Annotated in this window: 11 protein-coding genes and 1 pseudogene; 5 read left to right on the forward strand and 7 right to left on the reverse strand. The window is 61.9% G+C overall.

Annotation, left to right across the window (positions count from 1 at the left end):
• Nucleotides 1-4 precede the first annotated feature (4 nt).
• From M0D69_RS07940 to M0D69_RS07950, 3 genes are all read right to left on the reverse strand, one after another.
• Nucleotides 5-1081: a glycosyltransferase family 4 protein gene (locus M0D69_RS07940; RefSeq protein ID WP_301781495.1), complete on the reverse strand. Its 1077-nt coding sequence runs from the start codon at nucleotides 1079-1081 to the stop codon at nucleotides 5-7.
• A gap of 472 nt (nucleotides 1082-1553) precedes the next feature.
• Nucleotides 1554-1817 (reverse strand): hypothetical protein, encoded by a 264-nt coding sequence (locus M0D69_RS07945; protein WP_301781496.1) that lies wholly within the window; start codon nucleotides 1815-1817, stop codon nucleotides 1554-1556.
• Between the two features lie 226 nt (nucleotides 1818-2043).
• Nucleotides 2044-3132, reverse strand: coding sequence for a substrate-binding domain-containing protein (locus M0D69_RS07950; RefSeq protein WP_301781497.1), 1089 nt, complete (start codon nucleotides 3130-3132; stop codon nucleotides 2044-2046).
• 127 nt (nucleotides 3133-3259) lie between these two features.
• On the opposite strand from M0D69_RS07950, the gene M0D69_RS07955 reads away from it, so the two are divergent.
• The 4 genes from M0D69_RS07955 to M0D69_RS07970 are packed head-to-tail and all read left to right on the forward strand — an operon-like array spanning nucleotide 3260 to nucleotide 8491.
• A complete protein-coding gene (locus M0D69_RS07955) occupies nucleotides 3260-3760 on the forward strand; it encodes an NAD(P)H-dependent oxidoreductase subunit E (protein WP_235442669.1) in 501 nt (166 codons plus the stop codon).
• On the forward strand, nucleotides 3757-5313 hold the full coding sequence (locus M0D69_RS07960) for an NADH-quinone oxidoreductase subunit NuoF (RefSeq protein WP_301781498.1): 1557 nt from the start codon (nucleotides 3757-3759) through the stop codon (nucleotides 5311-5313). The genes M0D69_RS07955 and M0D69_RS07960 overlap by 4 nt, the downstream gene beginning before the upstream one ends.
• 14 nt (nucleotides 5314-5327) lie before the next feature.
• Nucleotides 5328-8240 carry a formate dehydrogenase subunit alpha gene (gene fdhF / locus M0D69_RS07965; RefSeq protein WP_301781499.1) on the forward strand — a complete coding sequence of 971 codons (2913 nt, stop codon included), beginning with the start codon at nucleotides 5328-5330 and terminating at the stop codon, nucleotides 8238-8240.
• 2 nt (nucleotides 8241-8242) lie between these two features.
• Complete coding sequence (locus M0D69_RS07970) at nucleotides 8243-8491, forward strand: formate dehydrogenase subunit delta (RefSeq protein WP_301781500.1); 249 nt, start codon at nucleotides 8243-8245, stop codon at nucleotides 8489-8491.
• A 4-nt stretch (nucleotides 8492-8495) separates the two neighbouring features.
• On the opposite strand, the gene M0D69_RS07975 is transcribed toward M0D69_RS07970, so the two are convergent.
• The 3 genes from M0D69_RS07975 to M0D69_RS07985 all read right to left on the reverse strand — a co-directional run bounded on the left by M0D69_RS07975 (nucleotide 8496) and on the right by M0D69_RS07985 (nucleotide 11681).
• On the reverse strand, nucleotides 8496-10247 hold the full coding sequence (locus tag M0D69_RS07975) for an FAD-dependent monooxygenase (protein WP_301781501.1): 1752 nt from the start codon (nucleotides 10245-10247) through the stop codon (nucleotides 8496-8498).
• Nucleotides 10248-10313: 66 nt separating this feature from the next.
• Entirely contained in the window at nucleotides 10314-11351 is a 1038-nt protein-coding gene (locus tag M0D69_RS07980; protein WP_301781502.1) for a cation diffusion facilitator family transporter, read from the reverse strand.
• Nucleotides 11352-11681, reverse strand: a complete 330-nt coding sequence (locus M0D69_RS07985; protein ID WP_089163376.1) for a helix-turn-helix transcriptional regulator — start codon at nucleotides 11679-11681, stop codon at nucleotides 11352-11354.
• A gap of 127 nt (nucleotides 11682-11808) precedes the next feature.
• Here M0D69_RS07985 and M0D69_RS07990 point away from each other — a divergent pair, with 127 nt between their 5' ends.
• Nucleotides 11809-13671: a tetratricopeptide repeat protein gene (locus tag M0D69_RS07990; RefSeq protein ID WP_301781503.1), complete on the forward strand. Its 1863-nt coding sequence runs from the start codon at nucleotides 11809-11811 to the stop codon at nucleotides 13669-13671.
• 81 nt (nucleotides 13672-13752) lie between these two features.
• Here the strand turns inward: M0D69_RS07990 and M0D69_RS07995 are convergent.
• Nucleotides 13753-14445, reverse strand: a pseudogene (locus tag M0D69_RS07995) (MFS transporter); the annotation flags it as partial.

A 14445-nucleotide genomic window follows, 5' to 3' on the forward strand; every position in this document is an offset into this window, starting at 1 on the left:
CTGCTTAACTCAGCCGCACACTCGGATTGAGCACATCGCAGGCAATCGCCAGATAACGGTCTGCCGTGCTCTGCAACGTCAAGCCATTGAGCGGGCGCGTGGCTCGCGGCTGCGACAACGCCTCGAGCAACGCGCGGCCGTAGGCATCGGCGTCGCTGGTATCGAGCAATTCCACGCCCGGGAAATTGTCGGCAAACGCGAACGAAGGAATCGCATTGCCGACCACAGGAATCCCCGACGCGAGCGCCTCCAGGAACCCGATGCTGTGCGCCTCGAAACTCGACGGCATCGCGAACGCGTGCGAGCTGCGCAAAATCTCCGCGACATTCGACTGCGGCCCGATCACCCTCACACGATCCGTCAATCCCAGGTCGTCCACGAGTTTCAAGATGGCCGCGTGATAGTTCAGGTTTTCAATCACGCCACACAGCAGCAGACGCACATCGGGCGCGGCTGCGGCAACACGCGCGAACGCCTGCACGGTCTGCAACTGGTTCTTCTCCGGGATATAGCGGCCGATCTGGACGATCTGCCTGAATCCCGTCGATGGCAGCGGCTCGCTCACCTGCTCGAAACGCGAGATATCGACACCGTTCGGCACCACGATCATCGAGGGATGCGAGCCGACTTCCTTCACGTAATCGTCGATATTCTTCTGCGACACGCCGATCACCGCTTTCGCCCGCCCCGAGAGCAAACGCTCGGCGAACAGCAGCGCATTGTTGGCGAAGTCATTGGCGCCGGAGTGCATGACCCAGACGATCGGCACGCGCGTAGGCAACGCACGCACATACAAGGCCGGAATGGTGGCGTGCGCGAAGATGATGTCGGGCTTGAAACGGCGAATGGCGCGGTGCAGGAACAGCAGCCGGCCGATCTTGCCAAGCGCGCGCTGCGGGAAAAAACAGAGGACATTGTTCGCGCGCAATTCGGCGCTGATATGTTCAAAATCGTTGTGTTCCGGCATCAGCGAGGTAATGCAAACGTCATGACCGCCTTGCTGATGCCCAATGGCCACGCCTTTTGCAAGCACCTCGGCACCGGACAATCGGGGTGCAAGAATGACCTGAAGAATTCTCATATGATTGTCTTCCCCTCGGCGTTCCGAATGTCCCTTTGCGAGCATGCCGTCATGCGGATAGTGCTTATCCGCATCCCGCGCCACACGCTTCTCTGGCGTGGACGCCGGCAGCTCGCTTCATTGTTTTTTTATGATAAATAGATGCGTCCAAAATCAAGCACCAACTCAATGCACGCATCGATAAGATACCCGAGCGCATCCCATGGACACCGCCATCAAGTAGCATTATTCCGTCGGTAATGAGTGGTAACAGACGCTAAGCTGGGGAACGCGTTTAAAAGACGCCGGCGCGGCGGAAAGTTGACGTAAAAAGGCAGGGTTAACGCTGTTTGCTCGACACAAGCCGGATGGTTTGGCGGCTTTTCGACTGCTGCGAGACCTGGCGTTTGCGATGATCGAAAGCAGATCGGCGGCTTCGATGAAAGCCGCCGAGCGTGTGTCCGGACTACTGCGCTATCAGGAGTCCGGCCGCTTATTGATCCTTCGGACACTGCAGGTTACAGCCGTTCGGATCGCCCAGGTCACCGCGCTTGCGCTTCTCTGACACGCCGCTCTGATACTTGTCCGTCGGTGCTGAAGCGGCAAACTGCATCTGCGGGTGTTCTTTCAGGCGAAACTGGTCCTGCAGAATGCCGCCAGGGACACCGGGAGAATTCTGGGCAAAAGCGACGGGCACAAAGGCGACGGCGCTAACAACGAACGCGATCAATGCGGCAACGCTCAAAAGCAATTTCATGGCGGCAATAACAGTGAGTAAAACGGTGATCGGTTAAACGGTTGGTGAGCGGCGTATTCCGGATTCTGCTTACTGAGTGACATCAATGGGTGCCATCAATGGGTGCCATCAATGAGCGACATCAACACATCGCAAGCAAATCCACCGGCCTTCCCCGCTATCCATGAGGTTAGCGCAATTCTAAACGTAAGGCTTTGGATCGGCAGGACACCCAGCCTCTATTTAGTTACCGCTCGTTTCCTGTCGCCCCGCTGAGGGCCGACTCGAGTTCGAGCAACTGCCCGCAAAAAGCCGGGTCATACCCTTCCAGATGCGTGACGCTCTCACGAAATGCGTCGCTGCGCAAAATCTCAAGCACGCCACTGAGCCGGGCATCGTCGAGTTTGTCGCGATCGCACGCGAACAAATAGTCCTCTTCGATAACCGGGATGAAGTCGAGCGCGAATTGTTGCGCCGCGGGCTGCACGCCGAAACCCAGATCGGCCATGCCGCTCGCGACGAACGCGGCAATAGCCGAATGGGTGAGCTCGGCGGTGGCGTAGCCGTTGATTGCCGCGGGATTGACGCCGATCTGGCGCAGCGCCAGATCCAGCAGCATGCGCGTGCCCGACCCGGGCTGACGGTTGACGAAGCGGATGTCGTCGCGAGCGAGATCCTGCAAGCCGCGTATGCCTTTCGGATTGCCCTTCGGCAGAAACAGGCCCTGCGTGCGCCGCGTCAGATGAATCAGCCGATGCCGCCCCGCGTCGAGCCATGGCCGGTAGATCTCGGCGCAACTCGCGCGAAATTCGCCGATAGGCAAGTGGAATCCGGCCAGTTCGCACTCACCGCGCGCGAGCGCGCTCACCGCTTCGGCGCTCTCGCGGTATTTGATGTCGGCGGGAATTCGCTTGGCCGCCAGCGCACCCACCAGCGCCGCAACCGCGTACCCGTGCGACGCGTGAATCCGTATCTCGCCGACCGCGCGCGACAGCCGCCGGTTCAGCTCACCGGCCACTTCGCTCGCCAGCGCCTGGAGCGGCCCATCGAGCCGCTCGTTCGATAAACGCTGCGCCCGCAACACCGCCTCGCCGAGTTCGGACAGCACCGACCCGCGTCCGCGCGACTTCGTAATCAGCGCGCCACCCAGCCGTGTTTCAATTTCGCGCAATAGGCCCCACGCGTGCCGATAGGACAAACCCTTAGCCGACGCGGCTTGCGCGATGCTGCCTGTCTGCGAAACCAGCAGCAAAAGCGGCACGGCCGCGCTGAGACTGGCTTCGCGGCCCGTTGCATCGCGCAGGACAAGTTCAGTACGGCATTCGACATCGATCATATGTACCTTTAGTTCCTATTGCCATCGGCCGGATAGCCTCGTATCTTGCATATCACGGGCTCGGTGCTGCAATTATAAGACCGATATATGCATTCATAAAACATATGCCGAGCAATGGAGATCCCCCATGATCCAGATGTCCCACAACACCCCGAATCAGCCGGCCGGCACGCCCGAAGAGCGCGTCGCGCGTCATCTGAAAAAGGATGCGTCGCTGCTCGCCGTGCTGCACGCCATTCAGGACGAGGCCGGCTACATTCCCGCCGACGTCATCGGCCCGCTTGCTCAGGCCATGTCGCTTTCGCGCGCGGAAGTGCACGGCGTGATCACCTATTACCATCATTTCCGCTCCGAACCGCCCGCACGCGTGACCGTGCAGTTGTGTCGCGCCGAGGCCTGCCGGAGCATGGGCACGGAGGCGCTGGCGGCGCATATCGAAGGGCATACGGGATGCAAGTTCGATTCCGGTCACCAGCCTGATACTGAACTGGAAACCGTGTATTGCCTCGGACAATGCGCGTTGTCGCCGGCCATGACCATCAATGGCGAGTTGTACGCTCGCGTCACGCCGCAGAAGTTCGACCGGCTATATGAAGCGGCGCGCGCGAGCGCGGAGGACCTGGTATGACGCGCATCTACGTCCCTTGCGATTCGTCGGCATTGGCGCTTGGCGCCGATCGCGTCGCGCTCGCCGTTGCGGCTGAAGCTCAGAAACGCGGTATTGAAGTCGAGGTCGTGCGTAACGGCTCGCGCGGCATGTTGTGGCTCGAACCGCTGGTCGAAGTGGAAACGGCGGAAGGCCGCATCGGTTATTCGAATGTCGATGAAGACGATGTCGCCGCTCTCTTCGATGCCGATCTTGCAAACGGCGGCGCGCACGAAAAACGTCTCGGCGTGGTCGATACATTGCCCTGGCTTGCCAAACAGCAGCGCCTGACGTTCGCGCGCATCGGCATCACGGATCCGCTTTCCACCGATGACTACGTGAAGCATGGCGGCCTCGAAGGTTTGCGCAAAGCACTCGAAACCGACGGCGATGCCGCTTGCGAAGCGTTGCTCGAATCGGGCTTGCGCGGACGCGGCGGCGCGGCGTTCCCGGCCGGTATCAAATGGCGCACGGTACGCGCGGCAAAGGCGCCGCAGAAGTACATCGTCTGCAACGCCGACGAAGGCGATTCCGGTACGTTCTCGGACCGGCTGGTGATGGAAAGCGACCCGTACATGTTGATCGAAGGGATGATCATCGCGGGGATCGTGACCGGGGCGACGAAGGGCTACATCTATGTGCGCAGCGAATATCCGCACTCGATCGCCACGCTCAATCGCGCCATCGATCAAGCCCGCGATGCCGGCTGGCTTGGCAAAAGCGTGCTCGGCAGCGACAAGGTGTTCGAACTGGAAGTGGCCAAAGGCGCGGGTTCCTATGTCTGCGGCGAGGAAACGGCGCTGCTCGAATCGCTGGAAGGCAAACGCGGCGTGGTCCGGGCAAAGCCGCCGGTGCCTGCGCTCGTCGGCTTGTTCGGCCAGCCGACCGTGATCAATAACGTCATCACGTTGGCGACCGTACCGATCATTTTCGCCAAGGGCGCGGCGTTTTATCGCGACTTCGGCATGGGCCGCTCGCGCGGCACGCTGCCGTTCCAGATAGCCGGCAATGTGAAGCAAGGCGGCCTTGTGGAACTGGCCTTCGGCGTGACCTTGCGTGAACTGATCTATGAATATGGCGGCGGCACGGCAAGCGGCCGGCCGGCGCGCGCGGCACAAGTCGGCGGTCCGCTCGGCACGTATCTTCCGCAAAGCCAGTGGGATATTCCCATGGACTACGAAGCCTACGCGGCGGTCGGTGCGGTGGTCGGACATGGCGGTATCGTGATTCATGACGACACCTCGAATCTCGCCGATCTCGCCCAGTACGCGATGCACTTTTGCGCCGTCGAATCGTGCGGCAAGTGCACGCCGTGCCGAATCGGTTCCACGCGCGGCGTTGAAGTCATCGCGAAGATCCGTGCCGGCGATACATCGCCGAAACAGGTCACGCTGCTGCGCGATCTCTGCGACACCATGGTGTCCGGCTCGCTCTGCGCCATGGGCGGCATGACGCCGTATCCGGTGCTGTCCGCACTCGATCATTTCCCCGAAGACTTCGGTCTTTCGCAAAAGCCGTCGCAGAAAGCGGCTTAAGAAGGAGCAAAAAAATGTCCAACTCATCCTGCGGTTCCGGTAATTGCGCGTGCAAGACGAAACTTCGCGATCCCTTCGACGAGACCGACTACGGCACGCCATTGCGCCATGCCGATATCGACGTGACGCTCGATATCGACGGTACATCCGTCACAGTGCCGGCCGGAACGTCGGTGATGCGCGCGGCGATCGAGGCCGGTGTCAACGTGCCGAAACTCTGCGCGACGGATTCGCTTGAGCCGTTCGGTTCGTGCCGTCTGTGCCTGGTTGAAATCGATGGCAAGCGCGGTTATCCGGCGTCGTGCACGACGCCCGTGGAAGCCGGCATGAAAGTGCGTACGCAGACGGACAAGCTGCAGTCGCTGCGCAAGAACGTGATGGAGCTGTACATCTCCGATCACCCGCTCGATTGCCTCACCTGCCCCGCCAACGGCGATTGTGAGTTGCAGGACATGGCGGGCGTAGTCGGCTTGCGTGAAGTCCGCTACGGCTATGAAGGTGCCAACCACCTGAAGGACAAGAAGGACGAATCGAATCCGTATTTCACCTACGACGCGTCGAAGTGCATCGTCTGCAATCGCTGCGTGCGCGCGTGCGAGGAAACACAGGGAACGTTCGCGCTGACTATTGCGGGGCGTGGTTTCGAATCGCGCGTGGCCGCGAGCGAAAACCAGCCGTTCATGGAGTCCGAATGCGTGTCGTGCGGCGCGTGCGTGGCAGCTTGCCCGACCGCGACGCTGCAGGAAAAAACCGTGATCATGCTCGGCCAGCCCGAGCATTCGATCACAACAACGTGCGCGTATTGCGGCGTCGGCTGTTCATTGAAAGCCGAGATGAAGGGCAGCCAGGTCGTGCGCATGGTGCCGAACAAGAACGGCGACGCCAACGACGGCCACGCCTGCGTGAAGGGCCGCTTTGCGTGGGGTTACGCCACGCACAAGGACCGCATCACCAAGCCGATGATCCGCGCCAAGATCACCGATCCGTGGCGCGAAGTGAGCTGGGACGAAGCGCTCTCGTACGCGGCCAGCGAATTCCGTCGCATCCAGGACAAGCACGGCGTGGATTCGATCGGCGGGATTACGTCGTCGAGATGCACGAACGAGGAAACCTACCTCGTGCAGAAACTCGTGCGCGCGGCGTTCGGCAACAACAATGTCGATACCTGTGCCCGTGTTTGCCACTCGCCGACCGGGTACGGCCTGAAGACGACGCTGGGCGAATCGGCGGGAACGCAGACCTTTGCGTCGGTCGACAAAGCCGACGTGATCGTCGTGATCGGTGCGAATCCGACCGATGGCCATCCCGTGTTCGCATCGCGGCTGAAACGGCGGGTGCGTGAAGGTGCGCAACTGATCGTGGTCGATCCGCGGCGCATCGATATCGTCGATACCCCGCACGTGAAGGCGTCGCATCATCTGGCGTTGCGGCCCGGCACGAACGTCGCCATGGTCAACGCGCTCGCGCACACGATCGTGACCGAAGGCCTGGTGAAGGAAGATTTCGTCGCCGAGCGCTGCGATCCGCGCGCGTTCCAGCAATGGCGCGACTTCATCGCCCTTGAAGAAAACTCGCCGGAAGCGATGGAAGCCATCACCGGCGTGCCGGCGCAATCAATACGCGAAGCCGCGCGCATCTACGCGAACGCCCGCAATGGTGCGATCTACTACGGACTTGGCGTGACAGAACATGCGCAAGGTTCGACGATGGTCATGGGTATCGCGAACCTCGCAATGGCAACCGGCAACGTGGGCCGCGAAGGCGTGGGCGTAAATCCGCTGCGTGGTCAGAACAACGTGCAGGGTTCCTGCGACATGGGTTCGTTCCCGCACGAGTTGCCGGGTTACCGTCATATCAGCGACGCCGCCGTGCGCGCGTTGTTCGAAGAAGCATGGAGCGTGAAGCTGCAATCGGAACCGGGCTTGCGCATTCCGAACATGTTCGACGCCGCTGTGCATGGCAGCTTCCTCGGCCTTTATTGCCAGGGCGAGGACATTGTTCAATCCGATCCGAATACGCAGCACGTCGCGAAGGCGTTGTCGTCGATGGAATGCATCGTCGTACAGGACATCTTCCTCAACGAGACCGCCAAATACGCACACGTGTTCCTGCCGGGTTCATCGTTCCTCGAAAAGGACGGCACATTCACCAACGCAGAGCGCCGCATCTCGCGCGTGCGCAAGGTCATGCCGCCACTGCCAGGCCTGGCCGACTGGGAAGTGACGATCAAGCTTGCCCGCGCGCTCGGTTATGAAATGAACTACACGCATCCGTCGCAGATCATGGACGAAATCGCGAGCCTGACGCCCACGTTCACCGGCGTGTCGTACAAACGTCTCGATGAACTCGGCAGCATCCAGTGGCCATGCAACGCGCAAGCGCCGGATGGCACGCCGACGATGCACATCGATGCGTTCGTGCGTGGCAAGGGCCGCTTCGTGATTACGAAGTTCATCGCGACGCCCGAGAAGGTCACGCGCAAGTTCCCGCTGCTGCTGACGACGGGCCGCATCCTGTCGCAATACAACGTAGGCGCGCAGACCCGGCGCACGGAAAATTCACGCTGGCACGACGAGGATCGGCTGGAGATTCATCCGCACGATGCCGAGGAACGCGGGATCAAGGCGGACGATTGGGTGGGCATTGAATCGCGTGCCGGGCAGACCGTGCTGCGCGCGAAGATTACCGAGCGGATGCAGCCGGGCGTGGTGTATACAACGTTCCACTTTCCTGAATCCGGCGCGAATGTGATCACCACGGACTCCTCCGATTGGGCCACGAATTGTCCCGAGTACAAGGTGACGGCGGTGCAGGTGATGCCGGTGGAGCAACCGTCGCAATGGCAGAAGGATTATTCGCGTTTCAACACGCAGCAGTTGGAGTTTCTCCAGCTGCGTGATGTGGTTGTCACGTCGTCGGGGAAATAATCATGGATGTGAACAGCCTGATCGAAATGGCGAACCAGATCGGTGAATTTTTCGATTCGATGCCGGATCGCCCGGAAGCGGTCGATAGTGTCGCCGATCACATTCACCGGTTCTGGGCGCCACGGATGCGAATCGCGTTGCTTAACGGGCTGGATGATCCGAGCGTTGTTGCCGCGCTTGAACCGATCGTGGTGGAAGCGCTGACGAAACATCGGCTGGCGTTGACGCCGGCGGCGGCGCCGGTCGCCTGATCGCTCACCCCTCTCCCCGCGGCTGCGTCGAACCGAACCACGTTTCACAATGCCGCAGCAGCGCTTGCGTATCCGACGGCGCGCGCCCTCTCGCCGCGATATATCCATCGGGGCGCACGAGATAAAAACACGGCCGCGTGCGCCCATACGCATCCGTGAGCGAACGCGTGCCGTCGCCTTCTTTATCGGTGATGCGCCACACGCGCACCGTGTTCGGCAACACCTCTTCCACCGATACCGCCAGCTCGTCCAGATCCTTATCGCGGATAGCGTGCGCGACGGTGAGCGTTGCGGGCGCCAGCGCGATATCGTCTTCCGGCGATGGATTCACCAGCAAGAACAACGAGAAACACGCGGGATCGTGGAGATCGAAAAGACAGCCCACACCCGGCGCCCGTCCGAGCGGGCCATCGATGACATGCACCCACGCGTCCGGCGCGCGTTCACCCGCACGCGGACCGCCATCGAGCGAACGGTCCAGCGTGAGCGGACTGCGCCGGTATTGAATCGACAGCTCGCTGACCGTGCGCCGCGCGGCATCGCGCAATGGGCCAATCGCCGATAACGCCGGCATCACGTGATCGCGAAGCAGCTTCATTGGCCCGTGCTCAGCGGCTGCCATCTGCGTCATGAAACTGGATTGCCGCAGCACTTCACGCTCGATCGGATGACGCTCGGCGTGATACGTATCGAGCAAGCGATCCGGCGCGACGCCCGCCAGCATCCGCGCAATCTTCCAGCCGAGATTAAACGCCTCCTGAATCCCCGTGTTCATGCCCTGCGCACCGGCCGGACTGTGGACATGCGCGGCGTCGCCGGCGAGAAAAACGCGGCCTGAACGCAACTGCTCGGCCATGCGGTTATTCAGATGAAAATACGATGACCATTCAAGGCTTTTCGCCGTCACGCGATGGTGAATGCGCCGCTCGATAATCGCGCGGCACTCGTCGAACGTCGGCACTGCGTTTTTATTCAGGCTTTCCACCGCCTCACTCGACGGCGCGCTTGATGTCACGCTTGATGTCGCGCTTGAAGTTGATATCACGCGCTTGTCCGCGATCAGGCGCACCCGGCCACCGCCCATCGGAAACAACGTGGCGAGACCCTCGCCGGACGCGAAGATATGGAATTCGTCGTCGGGCCATTCAGTGTCGGCGAGCAGATCGGCTAGCAGGAAGGTTTGTTCGAAAGTCTTGCCGGCGAATTCGACGTCGAGACCATGGCGCACGGTGCTGTGCGCACCATCCGCCCCGATCAGGTACGACGGGCGCAACGATTCTTCAGCTCCGTTCGAGTGCCGCAGCGCCGCCTCCAGCCCCGCTGAGCCTTCCCGAAACCGCGTCAATTCCACGCCGCGTTCAATGCGCACGCCGAACGACGCAAGATGCTCCGTCATCAGGCGCTCGGTGACGGATTGATCGAGGAACAGCAGATACGGATAACGCGTTTGCAGAGGATCGAAATCGAGCCGCGCGAGGCGCTGGCCGTTCGAATAGAGGTTGGCGACGCGCCCCCGGTGACCGAGTTCGAGAAACGGTTCAACCAGCCGATGCTGCTCGAAAAGCTCGAGCGTACGTGCCTGGATGCCGATGGCGCGCGACCACGGCGAGGGTTCACGGGCTTTATCGATAAGACGCACGGGAATGCCGGCGCGCGACAAACTCATGGCGGCGGCGAGGCCCGTCGGACCGGCGCCGGCGATCAGAACCGGCGGCACATCGAGGACTTTGTGTCGATTCGGCTTCAGCGCGAGCATGCGCGTCTCCCTCAAACTTCACAGTGCCAAGTGTACGCCGGTCGGTTCGCGCCAACGACTGCTCACTCAATGCACGTGCGCCTTAGGCGGTGCCGGCGAGCGTTCGTGCAGCGCACAGCGATGCTCGGTCGTGCCCCGCTCGACTTGAAGCGTGGCGTGGTTCATCGCGTGATCGCGGCGCAAGGTCCCCACGATGGCATCCACGAATACATCGCCGGGATGGCCTTGCGGCATCACCAGATGCGCGGTCATCGCGTTCTCCGTGGTGGACAGTGCCCAGACATGGAGATCGTGGACGTCGGTCACGCCCGGCAAACCCGCCAGATACCGTTCGATACCCGGCTTGTCCACGCCGGGCGGGACCGCGCCCATCGCGAGGCGCATCGCGTCGCGGCCGAGACCCCACGTGCCCACCACGATCACACCGACCACGATGATGCTCATCACCGGATCAAGCCAGCTCGCGCCCGTGAACAGGATCACAAGACCGCTGACGGCGACCGCGGCGGAAATGGCGGCGTCGGCAGCCATGTGCAGGAAAGCGCCGCGCACGTTCAGGTCCTCCTTGCTGCCGCGCATGAAGAGCCACGCCGAGAAGCCGTTGACGAGCATGCCGAGCGTCGCCACGATAAACACGTCGAGGCCCGCGACCGGCGCCGGATTGAGCAGGCGCTGCACGGCTTCGAGCACGATCGCGCCGCACGCGAAGAGCAGCAGCGCGGCGTTGGCGAGCGAAGCGAGTATCGACGAACTGCCGAGTCCGAAGGTGTAGCGTTCCGACGGTTTGCGCGTGCCGAGCCAGACGGCGCCCCAGGCGAGAAGCAGGCAGAGGACATCGGACAAATTGTGGCCCGCGTCGGCGAGCAGCGCAGTGGAATGCGCGATGAAACCGTACACCGCCTGCACGACCACAATCAGCAGGTTCAGCCCGACCGCAATTGCAAACGTGCGGCCCTGGCCGGCTTGCGGCGCGTGATGGTGATGATGGCCGCCTTTATGGTCATGACTGTGCTTGTGGTCATGCTCGTGGTCATCAGCATGCGCGTGAGAATCATGCTCATCCGCGTGCTTATGCTCGTGCTGATGCTTCGATTGAGGTTCCATTTATTCGTTATCCGGTCGGAAGTCGGCTTGCGGCTCGGCAACGTGCTCGAGCAATTCGGCCAACATGGCGCTGATGTGGTTATCGGCGGCGAGATAAAAAACCTGCTTGCCCTCACGCTCGGCGCGCACGATCCGCGCCGCCCGCAGCAAACGCAGGTGATGGCTGACAAGCGACGCCGACAAGCCGAGCGATTCCGCGATCGCTCCCACCGCGCAGCGCCGGTCAACGCACGTCAGCACGATGCGCAGCCGCGTGGGATCGCCCAGCAGGCGGAACAGGTCGGCGAGCGGAACGACGCGCTCATCGGTTGCTACAAAGGGAGAGGACAAAATAGATCAGCCAACATATGAACAGGTGTTCACATGTTACAGAAGTGAAACCGGGCGCGTCAATGCAAAAATCGGGATCGGCGGCGAACGTGTGTAAAAATGAGGCGTTTGCATTCGATCTTCCTCAATGGATACAGTTTTTGCGCGTGGCTTCGCGGCGCATCGCGATGGCCGCCTCACCGAAGCGGAACGCGACTATCAGGCCGCGCTTGCCGCAGAGCCCTCCCACGTCGACGCACTTCATCTGCTCGGCGTGCTGCGCCATCAACAGGGCCAGCACGCGGAAGCGGCCGAACTGGTGCGTCGCGCGGTGGACCTGCGCCCCGCCGATGCCGGTCTTCAGCTCAATCTTGGCAACGCGCTAAAGGCGCTGGGCCGGATCGACGACGCCATCGAGCGGTTCCGCAACGCACTGCATCTGCAACCCGGTTTTTCGCTTGCGCAGTACAACCTCGGCAACGCGTACGCGGCGGCGGGCCGTCACGAAGACGCTGCCGACGCCTTCGAAAAAGCGCTGCGCCTGCAGCCTCTGGACGCGGCGACCTGGAATAACTTCGGCAATGCGCTGCTCGGCATGCGACGCTTTGAAGAAGGCGCAAAGGCGTTCCGCCGTGCGTTGCAGATCCGGCCGGGCCACGCGGGCGCGCATAACAATCTTGGCATGGCGCTCAATGCGCTCGGCGACACTCACGGCGCGATCGACCAGTTCCGCGCCGCCATTGCCGCAGAACCGAACTATGTCGCCGCGCATTTCAATCTGGGCAATCTCCTCGATGCCACCGGCCGCCCGCACGAAGCCGTGCCGGTGCTGGAGAAAGTGCTGAGTATGCAACCGCAATTCGCACCGGCGCATTTCGGCCTGGGCCACGCGCTCGCCGCTGTCGGCTCGCACGAGACGGCGTTGCCGCAATTCGAGCGCGCGGTCGGCCTCGATCCGAAGTACAGCGTCGCTTGGCTCGGGCTCGGCAATGCGCATCTTGCGCTCGGTGCGCACAAACCCGCGCTGCGCGCCTTCGATCAAGCCTTGCGGCTCGATCCTGGCCTGATCGCCGCGAATCTGAACCGGGCGCTGACGCTGCTCACCCTCGGCGATTACACGCGCGGCCTGCCCGCCTACGAATGGCGCCTGCGCACGCCGGGCAGCATCAAGCTGCCCTCACTCCCGGCCTGGAAAGGTGAACCGCTGCCGCGCCAGACGCTGCGGATTCTCGCGGAACAAGGTTTCGGCGATACCCTGCAGTTCGTCCGCTTCGTGCCGTTCGCGGCGAAGCTCGCCGGACAGATCGTGCTCGAAGTGCAGCCGGAACTCGTCGCGCTGCTGGAGCCTGCGGCGCACGCGGCGGGCGTGACGCTCAAGAGCACGGCCAACGCCAATGTGGCTGCGCCCATCGATGCAGATGCTTTTTCGCCGCTGCTGAGCCTGCCGCTTGCACTGGGTATATCGAATGCCGACATGGTGCCTTCGCGCACGCCATATCTCGTGGTGCCGGCGGCGTATCGGAAGAAGTGGCGTGGCTCGCTCGGCGGTCAGTCGAAACGCAAGCTGGGAATCGCGTGGTCGGGACGCATTCAGCCGGGCGAGACGCGCTCGGCGCAGCTTGGCCTGCTCGAACCTTTGTTCAAGCTGGAAGGCATCGACTGGATCGTGCTGCAGCCCGCGCTGACGGACGAAGAACGCGCGCTCCTCGACCACCATCCGCGCGCCCGCTTCATCCAGCGGCTCGAAGGCAAGCTTGAAAATTTCGCCGATACCGCCGCGATCGTGGATCGGCTGGACGGCGTGGTCTCCATCGATACCGCCGTCGCGCATCTGACCGGCGCGTTAGGCAAGCCGCTATGGCTGATGCTGCCGTTCGCCGCGGACTGGCGCTGGGGTATCGATATCGCATCGACCCCGTGGTATCCGAAAGCGCGCTTGTTCCGGCAACCGAAACCCGGCGCGTGGGAAGCGGTGATCGAACGAGTGGCCGGCGATATAGGCGCTTCGTAAAACGAGCCCGGCAAAGCTGAGCGCACAAACAAAAACCCCCTCGCCATGGCGAGGGGGTTTTTAGTTTCAGAGCCCGCAATATCAGGCCGTCTTGTACTGATTGCGCGCTTGCGTGGATCGATACAAGACCAGCGTCGCAATCAAACCGCAGACCGCAGCGAGGCCCATCCACAGACCCGGCGCCGCCTTGTTACCGGTCGAGTGAATCAGGTACGTGGAGATGGCCGGCGTGAAACCGCCGATCGTCGTTGCGAGGCTGTATGCCAGCGAGAAACCGGTCGTACGCACTTCCACCGGCATGACTTCGGTGAGCGCCACGACCATCGCGCCGTTATAGCTGCCGTACAGGAACGAGAGCCACAATTCCACGCCGAGCAGGCGCAGGAACGACGGATCGGCGACCAGCCACTGCACCGCCGGATACGACGTGAGAACGGTCAGGATCGTGAAGAACAGCAGCACCGGAAACCGGCAGCCACACGAGATTCGACAAACCGACAAACACCGTCACCACCAGCGCATCGATGGAAGAAAGTTTCAGCACTTCCTTACCGAAGGTCGGCGTATAAGCTGTGATCATGTAGAACGACACGGTCGTCATGATCACCATGCCCATGCCTGCCAGCACGACGCCCCAGTTCGAGAGCATCGACTTCATGATCTCGCCCATCTTCGGGTGGTGTTTGCGTGCCAGGAACTCTTCGGTTTCCTGCAACGAGCGGCGAATGATGAACAGGAACGGCACGATCAGGCAGCCGATGATGAACGGCACAC

The organism is Caballeronia sp. SEWSISQ10-4 2 (assembly GCF_030464885.1).
In the GTDB taxonomy this organism is placed as follows: domain Bacteria; phylum Pseudomonadota; class Gammaproteobacteria; order Burkholderiales; family Burkholderiaceae; genus Caballeronia.

Coding starts and splice junctions, on each gene's coding strand:
- M0D69_RS07940 (WP_301781495.1), bottom strand. CDS start 1,081: ATGAGAATTCTTCAGGTCATTCTTGCACCCCGATTGTCCGGTGCCGAG.
- M0D69_RS07945 (WP_301781496.1), bottom strand. CDS start 1,817: ATGAAATTGCTTTTGAGCGTTGCCGCATTGATCGCGTTCGTTGTTAGC.
- M0D69_RS07950 (WP_301781497.1), bottom strand. CDS start 3,132: ATGATCGATGTCGAATGCCGTACTGAACTTGTCCTGCGCGATGCAACG.
- M0D69_RS07955 (WP_235442669.1), top strand. CDS start 3,260: ATGATCCAGATGTCCCACAACACCCCGAATCAGCCGGCCGGCACGCCC.
- M0D69_RS07960 (WP_301781498.1), top strand. CDS start 3,757: ATGACGCGCATCTACGTCCCTTGCGATTCGTCGGCATTGGCGCTTGGC.
- fdhF (WP_301781499.1), top strand. CDS start 5,328: ATGTCCAACTCATCCTGCGGTTCCGGTAATTGCGCGTGCAAGACGAAA.
- M0D69_RS07970 (WP_301781500.1), top strand. CDS start 8,243: ATGGATGTGAACAGCCTGATCGAAATGGCGAACCAGATCGGTGAATTT.
- M0D69_RS07975 (WP_301781501.1), bottom strand. CDS start 10,247: ATGCTCGCGCTGAAGCCGAATCGACACAAAGTCCTCGATGTGCCGCCG.
- M0D69_RS07980 (WP_301781502.1), bottom strand. CDS start 11,351: ATGGAACCTCAATCGAAGCATCAGCACGAGCATAAGCACGCGGATGAG.
- M0D69_RS07990 (WP_301781503.1), top strand. CDS start 11,809: ATGGATACAGTTTTTGCGCGTGGCTTCGCGGCGCATCGCGATGGCCGC.